The 15,162-nt window shown below is 70.1% G+C and carries 13 protein-coding genes; 4 read left to right on the top strand and 9 right to left on the bottom strand.

Annotated features, from left to right (window positions below; genetic code table 11):
• Nucleotides 1-10: 10 nt before the first annotated feature.
• Complete coding sequence (locus tag ACQHIV_RS15425; protein ID WP_427894863.1) at nucleotides 11-658, bottom strand: phosphatase PAP2 family protein; 648 nt, start codon at nucleotides 656-658, stop codon at nucleotides 11-13.
• Between the two features lie 221 nt (nucleotides 659-879).
• On the opposite strand from ACQHIV_RS15425, the gene ACQHIV_RS15420 reads away from it, so the two are divergent.
• From ACQHIV_RS15420 to ACQHIV_RS15405, 4 genes are read left to right on the top strand one after another with little or no spacing between them, the layout of a single operon-like run.
• Nucleotides 880-2,097 (top strand): NAD(P)-binding domain-containing protein, encoded by a 1,218-nt coding sequence (locus ACQHIV_RS15420; RefSeq protein ID WP_427894861.1) that lies wholly within the window; start codon nucleotides 880-882, stop codon nucleotides 2,095-2,097.
• Complete coding sequence (locus ACQHIV_RS15415) at nucleotides 2,094-3,287, top strand: ATP-grasp domain-containing protein (protein WP_427894859.1); 1,194 nt, start codon at nucleotides 2,094-2,096, stop codon at nucleotides 3,285-3,287. Before ACQHIV_RS15420 ends, ACQHIV_RS15415 begins: the two co-directional genes overlap by 4 nt.
• Nucleotides 3,288-3,290: 3 nt before the next feature.
• A complete protein-coding gene (locus ACQHIV_RS15410) occupies nucleotides 3,291-4,688 on the top strand; it encodes a hypothetical protein (RefSeq protein ID WP_427894857.1) in 1,398 nt (465 codons plus the stop codon).
• 4 nt (nucleotides 4,689-4,692) lie between these two features.
• The gene (locus tag ACQHIV_RS15405) at nucleotides 4,693-5,862 is read left to right on the top strand and encodes a glycosyltransferase family 4 protein (protein ID WP_380198538.1); all 1,170 of its coding nucleotides are present in this window, start codon (nucleotides 4,693-4,695) and stop codon (nucleotides 5,860-5,862) included.
• A gap of 36 nt (nucleotides 5,863-5,898) precedes the next feature.
• Here the strand turns inward: ACQHIV_RS15405 and ACQHIV_RS15400 are convergent, their stop codons facing one another.
• From ACQHIV_RS15400 to ACQHIV_RS15365, 8 genes are all read right to left on the bottom strand, one after another.
• Nucleotides 5,899-6,882, bottom strand: a complete 984-nt coding sequence (locus tag ACQHIV_RS15400) for a hypothetical protein (protein ID WP_427894854.1) — start codon at nucleotides 6,880-6,882, stop codon at nucleotides 5,899-5,901.
• A gap of 21 nt (nucleotides 6,883-6,903) precedes the next feature.
• A complete protein-coding gene (locus ACQHIV_RS15395; RefSeq protein WP_427894852.1) occupies nucleotides 6,904-8,367 on the bottom strand; it encodes a hypothetical protein in 1,464 nt (487 codons plus the stop codon).
• On the bottom strand, nucleotides 8,364-9,830 hold the full coding sequence (locus tag ACQHIV_RS15390) for a hypothetical protein (RefSeq protein ID WP_427894851.1): 1,467 nt from the start codon (nucleotides 9,828-9,830) through the stop codon (nucleotides 8,364-8,366). The genes ACQHIV_RS15395 and ACQHIV_RS15390 overlap by 4 nt, the downstream gene beginning before the upstream one ends.
• Complete coding sequence (gene murJ, locus ACQHIV_RS15385) at nucleotides 9,830-11,572, bottom strand: murein biosynthesis integral membrane protein MurJ (RefSeq protein ID WP_427894849.1); 1,743 nt, start codon at nucleotides 11,570-11,572, stop codon at nucleotides 9,830-9,832. The genes ACQHIV_RS15390 and murJ overlap by 1 nt, the downstream gene beginning before the upstream one ends.
• Nucleotides 11,573-11,586: 14 nt before the next feature.
• Entirely contained in the window at nucleotides 11,587-12,177 is a 591-nt protein-coding gene (locus tag ACQHIV_RS15380) for a sugar transferase (RefSeq protein ID WP_427894847.1), read from the bottom strand.
• 104 nt (nucleotides 12,178-12,281) lie between these two features.
• Nucleotides 12,282-12,923, bottom strand: coding sequence for an acyltransferase (locus ACQHIV_RS15375; RefSeq protein WP_427894845.1), 642 nt, complete (start codon nucleotides 12,921-12,923; stop codon nucleotides 12,282-12,284).
• The gene (locus tag ACQHIV_RS15370) at nucleotides 12,920-14,056 is read right to left on the bottom strand and encodes a DegT/DnrJ/EryC1/StrS family aminotransferase (protein ID WP_427894843.1); all 1,137 of its coding nucleotides are present in this window, start codon (nucleotides 14,054-14,056) and stop codon (nucleotides 12,920-12,922) included. The genes ACQHIV_RS15375 and ACQHIV_RS15370 overlap by 4 nt, the downstream gene beginning before the upstream one ends.
• Complete coding sequence (locus ACQHIV_RS15365; RefSeq protein WP_427894841.1) at nucleotides 14,053-15,123, bottom strand: Gfo/Idh/MocA family protein; 1,071 nt, start codon at nucleotides 15,121-15,123, stop codon at nucleotides 14,053-14,055. The genes ACQHIV_RS15370 and ACQHIV_RS15365 overlap by 4 nt, the downstream gene beginning before the upstream one ends.
• Between the last annotated feature and the right edge of the window lie 39 nt (nucleotides 15,124-15,162).

The raw sequence follows: 15,162 nt of genomic DNA, 5'->3' as shown, positions 1-15,162 counted from the left end.
AGCATCTCCATCAGGTGTTGATACAAGCTCTTCCACGGGGCACGAGCAGAACGGCCACCGCCGTGACGAGAACTCCGCAGCCGTAGCCGCCGAGCGTGTCGGTGGGGTAGTGCGCGCCGAGGAGGGTCTGCGTCCATGCCATCAGACCGCCGCCGAGAACGCTCAGCGCCAGGACGAGCGCCGTACCGCGAACACCGCTGGTACGCAGCAGATCCGCCAGGAGCAGGCCGATGATCGTGGCGGCGACAGTGGCGGCCGCGGCGTGGCCGCTGGGATAGGAGAGGAATCCGTCGTGGATCCGGCGGTCGACGACGTACTTCAGCACCGTGCTCAGCAAGGTGGCAGCCACCATCGCGGCCACCGCGGCGATCGCCAGCAGCCGGCGGCCGGCGAGCAGGCAGACCGCGGCGAGGGCGATCGTCAGCACGGCCCGGCCGACCGGTTCGCCCAGCCAGTCAAGGGCATGGGCGACGTTCCACATACCGTCCGGTGACTTGTCGACGAGCCGCTGGACCGAGCGGTCCAGGCGGCTCGGTCCGGTGTCACCGCCGAACGCCACCGCCGGTACGGCGAGCAGCACCGCACCGACGGCGGCCAGCACCGCCAATGGCCGGCGCAGCCCGTGTCCGAGCGCCGGCAATGTCCGAGTTGACGCCATCCCCACCCCCTGTAGTCAGTCTAGAACGCACCTGATTCGTTCGGGCTCGGGCTGCGGTTGCACACGCCGGGCTCCGAGCCCGGTGCCGCGTTCAGATCGCGCTGAACCGCGGGATGCGCCGGGTGACGATCGATGGACACCCCTGCGGTGCTGGGAGATACTGATTTCGCCTGGGGAGGCATGTCGGGGGACACACATTCTCGGTGGGGGGACCACGAGACATGGAAGAAACAGCTACTGCCGTTATTGGCGCGGGCCCGCACGGCCTGGCCGCCGCAGCACACCTTCGCCGGGCCGGGGAGGAATTGCGGGTCTTCGGTGATCCGATGTCGTTCTGGCAGACCATGCCCGCCGGCATGTTGCTGCGCTCGAACTGGACAGCCACCTGCATCGCCGAGTACGAAGGCCCGTTGTCGCTGGACTCGTACCAGGCTGAGACCGGTCGCAGCTTCACCAGGCCGGTGCCGCTGGACGAATTCATCGGCTACGGCCTGTGGGTGCAGTCGAAGGTCGCGCCGGACGTGGACCGGCGGCGCGTCTCGAGCGTGACCCGAGAAGACGATGCGTTCGTGCTGACGTTCGCCGACGAGTCGCAGTTGCGGGCCCGGCGGGTCGTGGTGGCGGCCGGCATCGACGACTTTGTGAACCGTCCCGAGGTGATGGCCGGGCTGCCGTCCGAACTCGCCTCACACACCGGCGAGCACAAGGACCTCGGCGGCTTCGCCGGCCAGGAGGTCCTGGTCGTCGGAGGTGGCCAGAGCGCTCTCGAGTCGGCTGCACTGATGAAGGAGTCCGGTGCCGTGGTCGAGGTTGCGGCCCGTGCGGACCACATCAACTGGCTACACGGCGGCAAGTACCACCGCATGCTGGGCCGGCTGGCACCGCTGGTGTACGCACCGACGGACGTGGGGCCGATGGGCATCTCCCGGATCGTCGCCGAGCCGGGGCTGTTCCGGCGGCTACCGCGCGGCGTACAGGACAAGATGGCCTACCGCGCGATCCGCCCGGCCGGTGCCGCCTGGCTGGTCGACAGGCTGGCCGGCGTGCGGGTCCGGACCGGGGTACAGGTGCTCGAGGCACGGCCGAAGGGCGACCGGCTTGACGTGACGCTGAGCGACGGCCCGACCCGGACCGTGCATCATCTGCTGTTCGGCACCGGGTACCGGGTCGACATCAGCAGGTACCCGTTCCTGGACAAGGACGTGGTGCGGCAGGTGCGCACTGTGAACGGCTACCCGGTGCTGCGGCCCGGGATGGAGTCGTCCGTGCCCGGACTGCACTTCCTCGGAGCGCCAGGAGCGTACAGCTTCGGTCCGATCATGCGGTTCGTGGCCGGCGGGTGGTTCGGAGCCGAGACGCTCACCCGGGCAGTGCGGGGCCGTTCGGGTGCGGACGTCGTACGGAAGCCGACGCTGGAGCCGATGGGCGACGGGGCATGACAAGGCGGTCCGGCCGGAGCACGAGCGCTACGGTCGGGGCTGTCGTCATCGGAGGCGACTACCAGGGGCTCGGCATCGCCCGCAGTCTCGGCCGGTACGGCGTACCGGTCGTGGTTCTCGACGACGAGCACTCGATCGGCAGGATGTCCCGGTACGTCTCGAAGTACGAGCGGGTGGGCGACCTGCGGGACGCGGCGTACACAGTGCGCACCCTCCTGGACGCCGGCCGCCGGCTGGGCCTGGACGGCTGGGTGGTGTACCCGACCCGCGAGGAGACGGTCGCGGCGATCGCGGCGAACCGTGATGACCTGCTCGGATCGTTCCGGCTGGTCACGCCCGGTTGGGAGGCGGTCCGGCCGGCCTGGGACAAGCGGGAGACGTACCAGCGGGCCGAGCGGCTGGGCATCCCGATCCCGCGATGCTGGTTCCCGTCGACGCGGCAGGACCTGGCCGAGGTCGACGTCAGCCGTCCGGTGATCCTCAAGCCGGCGATCAAGGAGCACTTCTTCTACGAGACCAGGGCCAAGGCCTGGCGGGCCGACACCCGCGCCGAGCTCGAGCAGGCGTTCGACCGGGCGACCGCGATCGTCGGCGAGGGCGAGATGATCGTCCAGCAGCTGATCGAGGGCGGCGGCGACCGGCAGTTCGGGTACGGCGCGTTCTTCAAGGACGGTGCGGCGGTCGCGGAGATGACGGCCCGGCGGTTGCGACAGCATCCGTCGGACTTCGGCCGCGCCTCGACGTACGTGGAGACGATCGACGAGCCGGAACTTGCCAAGCACTCGTGGAAGTTCTTGCAGGACGTGGACTACTACGGCCTGGCCGAGCTCGAGTACAAGCAGGACCCGGCGGACGGGCAGTTCAAGCTGCTGGACGTGAACGCCCGGACCTGGGGTTACCACACCCTCGGGTACGCGGCCGGCGTGGACTTTCCGTACCTGGTCTACCGTGACCAGCTCGGGTTGCCGGTGGAGCCGGTTCAGGCGCGGGCCGGGGTGCGGTGGATCCGGCTGGCCACCGACCTGCCGAACGCGGCCAAGGATCTCCGCGCACGACGGTTGCGGCTGGGCGAGTACCTGAAGACCTTGCGTGGCATCGACGCCGAAGCCGTGTTCAGCCTGCGGGATCCGATGCCGGCGCTGTACGAGATCGCGATGCTGCCGTACCTAGCCGTGAAAAGAGGCCTGTGACCGATGTTCGAGGCCACCCATCCGTTCGCGTTCTTCGACTACTTCAGGGTCCCGTACGACGTGGTGCCCGCTGACGCCGACCGTGAGATCGGCACGCTGACCGCACAGAACTCGGGCCGCAAGCTGTTCTGGTACCGCGGCAAGAACACCCGGACAGGGCGGTTCCGGATCGGGGCGGTCAACCTCGCCGGGCGTATCCACACCGGTCCCGTGCCCGTCGCGGGGACGAGCTGGCGGCGTACCGAGGAAGTCCTCGGCGCCGACGGGCGGCCCGTCGCAGCTGTCCAGGAAGATGCTGACGGCAACGTCTTCCTGCCGTTCGACCCCGGGCAGGTGATGGGTTTCCTGTGGTCGGAGTCGTACACCACGATGGGCAGCGCGCGCGTGACGCGGAAGTTGCGCAAGGCAATGGTCAAGACGTACTACGCGGTTCGGCCGCTGCTGCCCAGGCCGTTGCAGCTGCGGATGCGGCGGACGTTCGCCAAGCACCAGGCGCCGCCGGAGTTCCCGGCGTGGCCGGTCGAGCACGGCCTGCAGGACCTGTACGACTGGCTGCTCGAGCTGGCCGGCAAGGTGGCGGGGGAGCCGGTGCCGTGGATCGACCTGTGGCCCGAGGGCAAGGCCTGGACGATGGTGCTCACGCACGACGTCGAGCAGGCAGGAGGCCGCGACGACATCGAGCTGCTGCGCGGTCCGGAGCGGGAGCGCGGCTACCGGTCCTCGTGGAATTTCGTGCCCGAGCGGTACGTCACCTCCGACGACCTGGTCGCAGAGCTCAAGTCCGACGGCTGCGAGGTCGGAGTCCACGGGTTGCGGCATGACGGCCGCGACATCGGGTCGAGACGGCTCCTGGAACAGCGGCTGCCCGCGATGCGGTCGTCCGCGGACCGCTGGGGCGCAGCCGGATTCCGGTCGCCGGCGACGCAACGCCGGTGGGACCTGATGCCGACGATGGGCTTCGACTACGACTCGTCGTACACCGACTCCGACCCGTACGAGCCGCAGCCCGGCGGATGCTGCACCTACCTCCCATTCTTCAACGAGGAGTTGGTGGAGCTGCCGATCACGCTGCCACAGGACCACACCGTGTTCGAGATCCTGCAGCACGACGGTTCGGTCTGGGTGTCCAAGGCGCACGCGATCCGCGAGCGGCGCGGCATGGTACTCGTGCTCGTGCATCCGGACTACGCGCGCGACGAGCGGCTGCTGACCGCGTGGAGCAAGCTGCTCGACGAGTTCGCACACGACGAGACGGTCTGGCAGGCGCTGCCGCGCGAGGTTGCCACCTGGTGGCGGGACCGGGCCGGCAGCCGTCTGGTGCACACCGCCGACGGCTGGGCACTCGACGGCCCGGTCGCGGGCCGCGGCCGGGTCCGGCACGGCCTGCTGGTGAGGGCGTGACGCCATGCACGTCGTGATCGTGGTCGAGAACGTCCCACTCGGTGTCGATACCCGGCTGCGCAAGCAGGTCGAGGACCTGCTGGACGCCGGCTGCCGGCTGACGGTGATCAGCATGCGGCATCCCGACAACACGCCGTACCGCGACCGGCTGCGGCTGCTGGAGTACCCGCCCCCGGTCGAGCGCCCGGGGCCGGTCGGGTACGCGATCGAGTACGCACAGGCCTTCGGCTGGGCGGCCTGGCACGTACTGCGGACCCGGCTCCGCGGGCGGATCGACGTACTGCACTTGTGCCAGCCTCCGGACATCTACTTTCCGCTGGCGTGGATGCTGCGCCTGACCGGCACCCGGATCGTGATCGACCAGCGCGATCTGATGCCGGAGCTGCTGCGCGGCCGGTACGACGGAGACCCACCGGGGCAGCTGCTCCGGATTCTGCGCTGGCTGGAACGCCGGTCCCAGAAGGTCGCGCAGCACGCGATCACCGTGAACGGCTACCTGAAGGACCGGATGGTCAAGGCCGGCGCCGAGCCGGACCTGGTCACGGTCGTGCGCAACGGCCCTGTCCTGGCCCGCGTGCGGCAGGCCGAGCCAGACCCGGCGTTGCGGGGCGAGCACCGGCACCTGGTGTGCTGGATCGGCAAGATGGGTCGCCAGGACCGGGTCGATCTCGTGGTTCGCACCGCCGAGCGGATGGTCCGCGAGCTGGGCCGCACCGACTGCGGGTTCGTGGTGCTCGGTGATGGCGAGTGTCTCGAGGAACTGCGAGAGCTCACCCGGGAGCTGGACCTCGAGCGCTGGGTGAGCTTCCCCGGGTGGTTGCCGGAGGCATCCGTCTTCGGGTACCTGGCGACCGCCGACGTCGGCATCGACACCAGTTTGCAGGTCGAAGTGTCGCCGGTGAAGGCGATGGAGTACATGGCCCTCGGCCTACCGGTGGTGTGCTTCGACCTGCAGGAGAGCCGGGCCATCATCGAGGGCGCCGGCCGGTTCGCCGCGCCCGGCGACGTCGCCCAGCTGACCGACGCCGTGGTGGAGTTGCTCGACGACCCGGCCATGAGCAAGCAGCTCGGTGAGGCCGGCCGACGCCGGATCACCGAGGAACTCGCGTGGGAACGCCAGGTCCCCGCCTACCTGAGCGCCGTGACCGGCACACGCCTTCCCGCCGACCGCTGAGACCTCGGCCCGATGACCGGGACGGTGCGCGAGCAGCTATCGGGATGCGGTTGGCCTGGGCCTGGAGCCGCGCTGCGGTACGCGCATACTGGGTACCAGTGTCAGCCAGGAGTGGGAGTCCAAGGTCTTGCGCACCCGCTTGACGTAGTCCTGTGCACCCGCGGTCATCCAGGCGCCGGCGTACCAGGTGCCGACGCAGCCCCACAACAGATCCCGCGGTTGTGTGGACGGCGGCGAGCCGGTGAGCCACCACATCCAGCCCTCCATGCAGCCGCGGATGAAGGCGCCGTAGTAGTCCAGGGCGAACGCCGTCGAGTCCCGGTTGAACGGGAAGGTGCCGTTCTGGTTGCCGGACATGTCCGTCCAGGCCGGGTCCTGCCAGGACATCACGCCGATGATCGAGAACGTCTTCGGGCACTTACCCGGACCGTAGTCGCGCTGATAGTCGTACCCGAACTGCCCGATTCCGCGGCAGTAGACCCCCGACGCCTCGGTCGCCCGGTCGAACTCGTCGCCGCAACCGCGCTTGTCGACGCATCTGCCCGCGGCGTCGGTCAGGTACTGGTACCAACTGGACTCGGTGATGGCGACGGCGCGCAACAGATTGTCCGAGAGGCCCCACTTGCAGGCGGCCCACTGGATGTTCTCGTCGGTGGTTCCGGTGTGCTGGCCGGACACCCGGGCGAGCAGCCAGGTGTCCCAACGCTGGTCGTACGTCTGCCGGCTCGCGCGTGGACGGCTGCTCAGCGAGAGGCGGACGGCCTCCCGGTCGGGCATCCGCCGGTTGGCTGCGGTGTTCTCCGGGCGTGGTTCCCAGGTCGAGGGGCGCACCCGGCCGGCACAGGTCGCGTCGTCCGGAAGCGATTGCCAGGACCCGGCCGGCAGGGTCTCGAAGTACCCGGACTCCGGTGGGCGCCCGTCGGCCGGCGCCGGTAAGGGCAGGGCGACGGCCACCGCAACCACTGCGGCCGCCACGCCTACCATCGCCGGCCGGACCAGCCTGCGGCGCTGCGGTCTCATCAGATCCCCCCAATTCCCCGCTCAGGTCTTGGCGCGTTCAGTGCCCGCCAAAGGTTCCGAGCCGCCCGGCTCAGTGTCTTCCTGGTCGGTCCGCTCGGCCTCTCCGGCGCGCTCGGACGGCCTGGACGGCTTCGCTGGGTTCGCGATCGGCGCGATCCGCGGCGCCTCGTTGACCTCGGACCCGCTGCGCAGCCGCACCAGCGGACGCAAAAGCACCGATCTCGTCGGCGGCGCGTTCATGATGCACCCGATCGGATTGCCGCCCGCGCTCTTCAGCGCCGTCACCGCGGCCGCGGCCGGCGAGCGCCGGCCCTTCCGCGCGTCGAGCACGACCAGCACGAAGTTCGAGCGCCCGGCGAGCAGCGCCGCCTCGGCCGCTGTGGTCACCGCCGGCGTATCGATCACGACCAGCGTCCGGGTGGACAGGTTGTCGATCAGCAACTCGAGGTCCTCGACGTTGAACCACGGCGCCGCACCGGCCGGCGGACGGCCGCCCGGCAGCAGCCGCAGGCCGTCGAAGGCCGTCGGCACCAGGGCCCGGTCCAGCGACCTGGAGTCGGCCAGCACGTCGGTGAGGCCGGGCGACTCGTCCGCCCCGAACACTGTGTGCAGGGCCGGCCGGCGCAGGTCGCCGCCGATCAGCACGACCTCCTTGCCGGTGTTCGCGAGCGCGATCGCCAGCTGGGACGCGACCGTGGTGGTGCCCGCGCGGCGGGCCGGGCTGGTGACCACGAAGCAGGCGCCGCGCCCGCGCGCGGGCAGCGTGGTGAGCTGTGCCGCCAGGTACCCGAACACCTCGCCGAGCGGCCCCGGCGGACCTGCCTCGGGTCGCAGCGGCAGCCGCTGCAGGATCGTCGGTACGTCGGCCAGCACCGGCAGGCCGGTGGTCCGGGTGACGTCGCCGTGGTCGCGCATCCGTCCCCGTGCCCTGTCCCACACGAACGCGAAACCGGCTCCGATCATCGCGCCGAGCACCAGACCGAGGCCGATCACGAGCGGCAGGTTCGGCTGGGTCGGCCGGTCCGGCAGCACCGGCTGCGTGATCACGTCCGCGAGCTTGATCTTGCGGTTCTGGTTGCGGTAATTGATGTACGCCCGGGTGAAGGCCGCGACGCCCGTCAGGGCCCGTTCGGCTGTCGGCGCCTTGTAGCTGAACTGGAGAACGTTGGCGTTCACCGGCACCGAGACCGACAGGCCCTTGAGGGCCTCACCCGGGCTGGTGTGCAGGACCACTGCGGCCGCATTGGTGACGACACCGGACGACGCGACCGTGCGTTGGGTCCCCATGTCGGGCTCGGCGGCGGAGTTCACCCGGGCCGGGTCGGGGTACACGATCACCTCCGAGCTGGCGACGTACGACGTGGGTCTGGTGACCGTGGCGGCGACCGCTCCGGCAACGGTGAGCACGGTCAGCGCGATGATCATCGGCAGGTAGGTGCGGACGAAGCCCCGCGATCCGGGCCGGCTCAGGGTCATTCGCCTCATCGGGCCGCTCCTGTGGGTAGGACGTCGGACAGCTCCATCATCCGCCCCCGCGACGCCTTGGTGGGTGATTCGGTCGATTCTGTTATGTCAGGTGACTTCACAAAGGTCAGCGCGAGCAGCGAGAACAGCAGGTCCGCCGCCCCCCGGTAGGTCAGGTGCGGATCGAAGATCATCATCGCGACGATCGCGGTGATCGCCGTGAACGCTGCCAACGCCGCGACCGAACTCTCGTCACGCAGGCCCTCGGTCTGCCGCCACAGCCGGGGCAGCGACACCCAGACAAGAGCGACGAACGCGGCGAACAGCGGGATCCCGCCGCCCCAGAGCAACCAGGTGTAGCCACTCTCGATCCACACGTAACCGGTGCCCTGGGTGGGCACCACGACGCGGGCCGACGGGCGGACGCCGAACAGCACGTTCTGGCCGGAGAACAGGTCCGGCCAGAAGTACGTCGACAGGTTGTACCAGCGCACGATCCAGCTGTTCGGCCAGCCGCTGGCCGACTGGAAGCCGACGAGCCGGTGTGAGACCGCGGGCCAGGCCGCGATCAGTGCGACCCCGAGCCCGACCGGTGCGTACCGCAGCAGGTCGAGCCGACGCAGCCCGGCGGTCAGGCAGACGATCGCGACCACCAGGCCGAGCGCGCAGGAGAACTCACCGGCCGCGAAAACACCCACGACGCAGACCACCGAGGCGCCGGCCAGGAAGAGGGTCAGATACAGGTTGTGCTGCCGCTTCCACAGCAGGCCGACCGCGATCGCCAGGCTGAAGATCAGCACGTCGGCTGTTGCCGCGGGCAACGCCAGGGTGGAGCTGCCGCGCGGGATCGACAGCGCGTCGGCGTACCCGAACGGCGCCCAGTAGGTGAGCAGCAGCGACCGGACGCCCAGCATGTCCAGCGACTGCAGGATGCCCAGCGTGCCGAGCAGCCCGGCGGCCGCGACCGCGGCGAGCAGGCAGCGGCGGACCTCCGCCTGGGTGTGCACCGCTGCGCGCACGATCCCGTACACGCCGAGGAACTTCCACATCACCAGGGCGTACGAGATGTCGTCGGCGATGATCGGCCGGCCGACGAGGTGCATCCAGGCCAGCGGCAGCACCGAGCTGGTGACCGCCAGCGCCACCAGCGTCACCTCGATCGGGTTGAGCTGGATCCTCAGCCGCGTGCCCGGGCGGTACCGGAAGAGGAACCGGACGACGAGGATCCCGGTCAGGAAGACGGCCAGCCCCTCGTTCGGCCGCAGCGCCGGAATCAGCCGCCCGCGGTCGATTCCCGCCAGGGTCGGAGTCAGACCGATGATCAGGTACGCCGCGGTGGCCGGCCGGCGCCATACGACGACCACCACCCCGGCGACTGCCACCAGGCCCACCGCCGCGACCGGTGAGACGGCGAGCAGTGCGCCGGTGAGGACCGCAACCAGGGCCGCCGAAAGTGCCAGGCCGGGGAGCACAACCCGATCCATCAGGACGCCTCACCGGCCGGTGCGCCGGCTCTGCGGGGGATCGGCAGGGCGGCGGTCAGCCAGGACAGCTCGGGTGCGCGCAGCAACGCCTGGACGGCGCCGAACACCACGAGCCCGAGGAGGCTGCCGGCGCACAGCGCGAGCGCCTGCCCGAGCCGGCCGTCGACCGCGCGACCGACCAGATGCGCCACAAGGTACGCCGGTCCGGCCATCAGCGCGGAGCCGAGCGTGGTGCGGCCCAGCGACCACAGCAGCGACGAGCGGTCCCAGCCGCGGGTCATCCGCAGGAGCAGGTGGATGCCACCGGCAACGGCAGCCACCGTGTACGCCGCTCCGAGCGCGGACAGCAGCCGGTCCGGGGGCGCCAGCAGAGCGGTGCCGCACAGTGCCAGGCAGACGACGGCCTGGAACGCCATCGAGGTCAGTGGGGTCCGGGCGTCCTCGCGGGTGTAGCAGGCTTGGGTGGTCACGAAGAACATCGTCTCTCCGACCAGCCCCAACGCAATGGCCGCGAGCGCACCGGCGATCAATGCGCGGCCATGCTCGGAGGCCATTGGTCCGGCCGCGATCGTAGCCGCGGTCGGCCCCGAGAGTGCGATGTAACCGACCGCCGCCGGGACCGCGAGGAACAGCGCGAGGCCGAGTCCCTGCAGGAATGTCGGCGCGAACTCTGCCGACCGGGCCTGGTGCAGTCGTGCCAGCCGGGGGAGGAGGGCCAGCGCCACGGGGGTCGCGGCCAGCGCGATCGGCAGATAATAGAAGTTCAGCGCCATCTGGATCGCCACGGTGCCGCCGGCCACCCGGTTCGACACGAGCAGCAGCGTCAGCAGCTGCACGGCGAGCAGACTGGCCTGGGCGACGGCGCGCATGGCCCGGCGGATGGTCGCCAGGACTTCGGGATCGCGCCAGCCCGCCCGGGGGACCAGTCGTACGCCGGCCCGCCTGGCACCCCACCACTGCACCGCCGCATGGGCCGCGACCGCTCCTGTGGACCCCAGACCGAGCAGCAGGATCTGCCCGGTCGGTCGGGCTCCGAGCTCGTGGCCGGTGCCGTACAGCAGGCCGGACAGCACCAGTACGACGATGATGCCGGCGTTCTCGACCAGCGGCGCCGCGGCAGCCAGTGCGAATCGGCGATGGGCGTACATCGCCGCGGTGGCCGAGCCGACCACGGCGTACAGGAACACCTGCGGGATGGTGAGCAGCACCAGCAACCGGGCGACGCCGACCTGGTCGGCGCCCGAGAGCCTTTCGCCGCCGAGCGAAGTGACACGGAGGAGTTCCGGCAGCAGCACCACTGCCACCGGCGCAAGTACGAGCAGCCCGGCCAGTGCTACGCCGAGGAAGCCGCCGCTGACCCGGGCCGTGTCGCGGGGCCGGCGCTGGTCGATGTGCTGTACGAGCGCCGGTACCAGCAGCGAGACGAACAGCGAACCCGCGAGGAACCCGTAGTAGATGAGGTTCGGCAACGAGTTGGTCAGCTGGTAGGTGTTGCCGAGGAACGTCGGCCCGAGCACGGCACCGATCACGATCACCCGGACCACGCCCGTGATCCGGCTCAGCGCGGTCCAGACGCCGACCGTCATGGTGTCCTTGGCGGTCCCGGAGCCGCTGGTCAGGTCGGCACTGTCGGCGAACTGTGCAGGCGGCGACCCTCCGGCCCTCCCGTGCTTCGCGTCCGGGGCCGCTTCGACGGGCGGCACCTGCCCGGTCCGCTCGTCCGGAGTGGCGTTCGCCGTCATCCGACCACCGTCCCCTACCGGCCCGTGCTGCCGAGCACCGCGGGGATCGTCCGGAGCAGCACCAGCAGATCCAGCCAGGCGCTGCGCCGCTGCGTGTAGTCCACGTCGATGCGCAGCCCTTGCGTCATGGTCAGCCGGTTGCGGCCGCTGACCTGCCACAGGCCGGTGATGCCGGGCGGCACCTCGAACCGCACTCCCGCCCATGGCGGCAGCATCTCCAGCTCGGCCGGCAGCATCGGGCGGGGTCCGACGAGGGACATGTCGCCGCGCAGTACGTTCAGCAGCTGTGGCAGCTCGTCCAGGCTGGTTCTGCGCAGCAGCGCGCCGAGTCTGGTGATCCGCGGGTCGTGATCCAGTTTGTACAGGCCGTCGACCGCCTCCACCTCGCCGGCCATCAGCCGCCGTACGTAGTCGAGGTGCAACTGCTGGTCCGCGTCGATGCGCATGGTGCGGAACTTCAGCATCACGAACGTACGCCGGCCCGCACCGACCCGGACCTGCCGGAACAGCGCCGGGCCGGGACTGGTCGCTCGGACGAGCACGAACATCACCAGCATCAGCGGGGACAGCAGTACCATCCCGATGGAGGCCAGGGCCAGATCCATGGATCGTTTGCCCCACCCCACCGGGACAGCACCGCTCACTCCGCGTTGTGGGGCATGCCGGGGTCCGGTGTCGACGCTGGACCTGACCCGGCCGCGGAGGAGACTCATACCCGGCCCTCCCTGTCGGCGCTCGCCGTTGCGCTGAACGTGAACCTGGAGGCGGACGCGTCGTCGGCCTCGATCCGCTGGGAGATGTCCACGAGCCCGTCGACCGTGCCGTGCACCCGCGCCGGGTTGCCGTAGGCAACGCACTTCGGGGGCAGGTCACGGGTCACCACCGAGCCCGCGCCGACGATGCAGCCCTCGCCGATCCGCACGAACGGCAGCACGGTGACGTTCACCCCGAGCTGCGCTCCGGCGCCGATCGCGGGCCCGGACATCACCTCCGCGGACTCCTCACGGCCCGGGTACAGGTCGTTGGCCACGGTCACCCCGGGCGCAAGGAAGGCACCGTCACCGATGTCGGTGTACTGCGCTACATAACAGTTCGTGTGGATCTTGACGCCGTCGCCGATCCGGCAGCCGTAGTCGACCACTGTGTTGCTCCACACCGAGACGTCGTCGCCGATCTCGCACTGCTCGCGGATCACGACGTTGTGCCCGGTCTCGAATCGCGCGCCGATCCGCGAGCCGCCGTACAGGACGGAACCGCTGCGCAGCCGGGCGTCCGGTCCGAGCTCCAGCTCCGGGTCGACGGGCCGGGCCGGTGGATAGCCGATCTGAACCCCGGCGTCGGCGGTGGTCATCGGCTGGTCCTCGCCACGATGGCGTTCAGGCGATCCGCGACCCGTTCCGCGTCCTGCGTGCCCAGGTGCGGGAACATCGGCAGCGACAGCAGCCGGCCGGCCGAGGCCTCGACCACCGGTAGTTCGCCGGACGCGTGCTCGGCGTACGGCGCCATCAGGTGGCACGGCGCCGCGTAGTGGATGCCGGTGCCGATGCCCTCGGCCGCGAGGTCCGCGCGGACCCGGTCCCGGTCGTCCACCTGTACGACGGCCAGGTGATAGCTCCCGGCGCTGCCCTCGAGTTCGTCGACCAGAGTCGCTGCTGCCGGGTCGATGCGCTCGGCGTACACGGCCCTCAGCCGTCGCCGGGACGCGTTCCACTCGTCGAGCCGCTTCAGCTTCGCTGACAGCACCACCGCCTGGAGCGCGTCGAGCCGGCTGTTCGTGCCCAGGACGTCGTGCTGGAAGTGACCGTCGACCGCGTTCTGGGCCCGGCCGTGATCGCGCATCGAGAGCAGCAGTTCCACGAGTCGTGCGTCCGAGGTGACCACCGCGCCCGCGTCCCCGAAGGCGCCGAGATTCTTGCCGGGATAGAAGCTGAAGCAGGCCGCACGGCCGAACGACCCCGCCCGCCGGCCGTCCCAGGTCGCGCCGTGTGCCTGTGCCGCATCCTCGACGAGCATCAGCCCTAGCTCGTCGGCCAGTGTCGCGATCGCGGTCAGGTCGGGCATCTGCCCGTACAGGTGCACCGGAATCAGAGCCTTCGTCGCCGGCGTCACGGCGGCCTTGAGGGTGTCCGCGGTGACCAGCAGGGTGCGCTCGTCGACGTCGGCGAACCGCGGTACCGCACCGGCCAGCACGATCGCCTCGACCGTGGCCACGAACGTGTTGGCGGGTACGACGACCTCGTCACCCGGGCCGATCCCGAGCCCGCGCAGCACCAGGTGCAACGCGTCGGTCCCGTTCGCGACCCCGACCGCGTACTCGGTGCCGCAGTACTGCGCCCACTCGGCCTCGAACCGTGTCACCGCATCACCGCCGACGAACCGCGCGGTGCGGACGATCTCGTCCCAGCCGGTCCGGACCTCGTCCGCGACCTCGCGATTGACGCCGGTGAGGTCGAGGAACGGGATCTGGTTGTCGCCCGCCGTCACAGCAGTTCCCCGACGGCGGACGGCCGCACGGACCCGCCGGCGAACTCGTCCAGGCGGACCGGGCGGCCCTGCTCCGCCGAGCGCTGCGCGGCCTCGAGTACCTCGACCACCGCCAGGCCGTTCTCGCCGTCGGTCAGCGGATGCATGCCGCTGATCGCACAGTCCAGGAAGTGCTCGTCCTCGAGCTTCAGCGGCTCGTTGACCAGCAGGAACGGCGCGACCACGTCCCCGTACCGGTACGACATCGGCGGCTGGGTCAGGTCCAGCCCGGAGTCAGGACGCTCGGACACGCCCTTGTCGTGGACCTTGATCCGCTCCTCGGTGGCGAGGTCGTTGAAGATCACCATCTTCTCGCTGCCGACGATCGTGACCCGGCGGACCTTGCACGGGTCCAGCCAGCTGACGTGCACGTTCGCGATCACGTCGGGGTTCTCGTAGCGCAGCCGCAGGTAGCCGACATCCTCGAGCTGGCGGTGCGCATGGCGTGACGACCAGCACTTCACGCTGACCGGCTTGGCACCGAGCACGTAGTTGAGGATCGAGATGTCGTGCGGCGCGAGGTCGAACAGGACATTGCAGTCGTTCTGGTACAGGCCGAGGTTCAGCCGCGCGGTGTCCAGGTAGTACAGCTCACCGAGCTCGCGGTTCTGTACCATCTCGCGCAGCTTCCACACGGCGGAGTGGTACTCGAAAGTGTGGCCCACCATGAGCACCACGCCCTTGGCCTGCGCCGCATCGAGCATCATCCGGGCGTCGGCCGAGGTGGTCGCCAGCGGCTTCTCGACCAGGACGTGCACGCCGGCCTCGATCGCCATCAGTGCGAGCGGCCGGTGCGTACTCGGCGGCGTCGCGATGATCACCGCGTCCAGGTTCGGCAACGCCTCCGGCAAGGTCGTGTAGCTGTCCATCGCCGGATAGTTGCGGCTCAACTGCAGCGCGCGTTCGGGATTCGGGTCCACCACCGCGACCCGGTCCACCGAGTCCAGCGAATGCAGCACGCGGACATGTTTCGAACCCCAGTAACCACACCCGACCACGCCCACGCGCAGCCCAGCACCATTCGCCATCTCGAGAACCCCCACTGAGTTCAAGCCCTGACTTCGAAC

It is taken from the genome of Kribbella polygonati, assembly GCF_050320105.1.
Lineage (GTDB): Bacteria > Actinomycetota > Actinomycetes > Propionibacteriales > Kribbellaceae > Kribbella.
The sequence above is the reverse complement of the archived record's forward strand: the minus strand, read 5'-3'. Positions and strand labels throughout refer to the sequence as shown.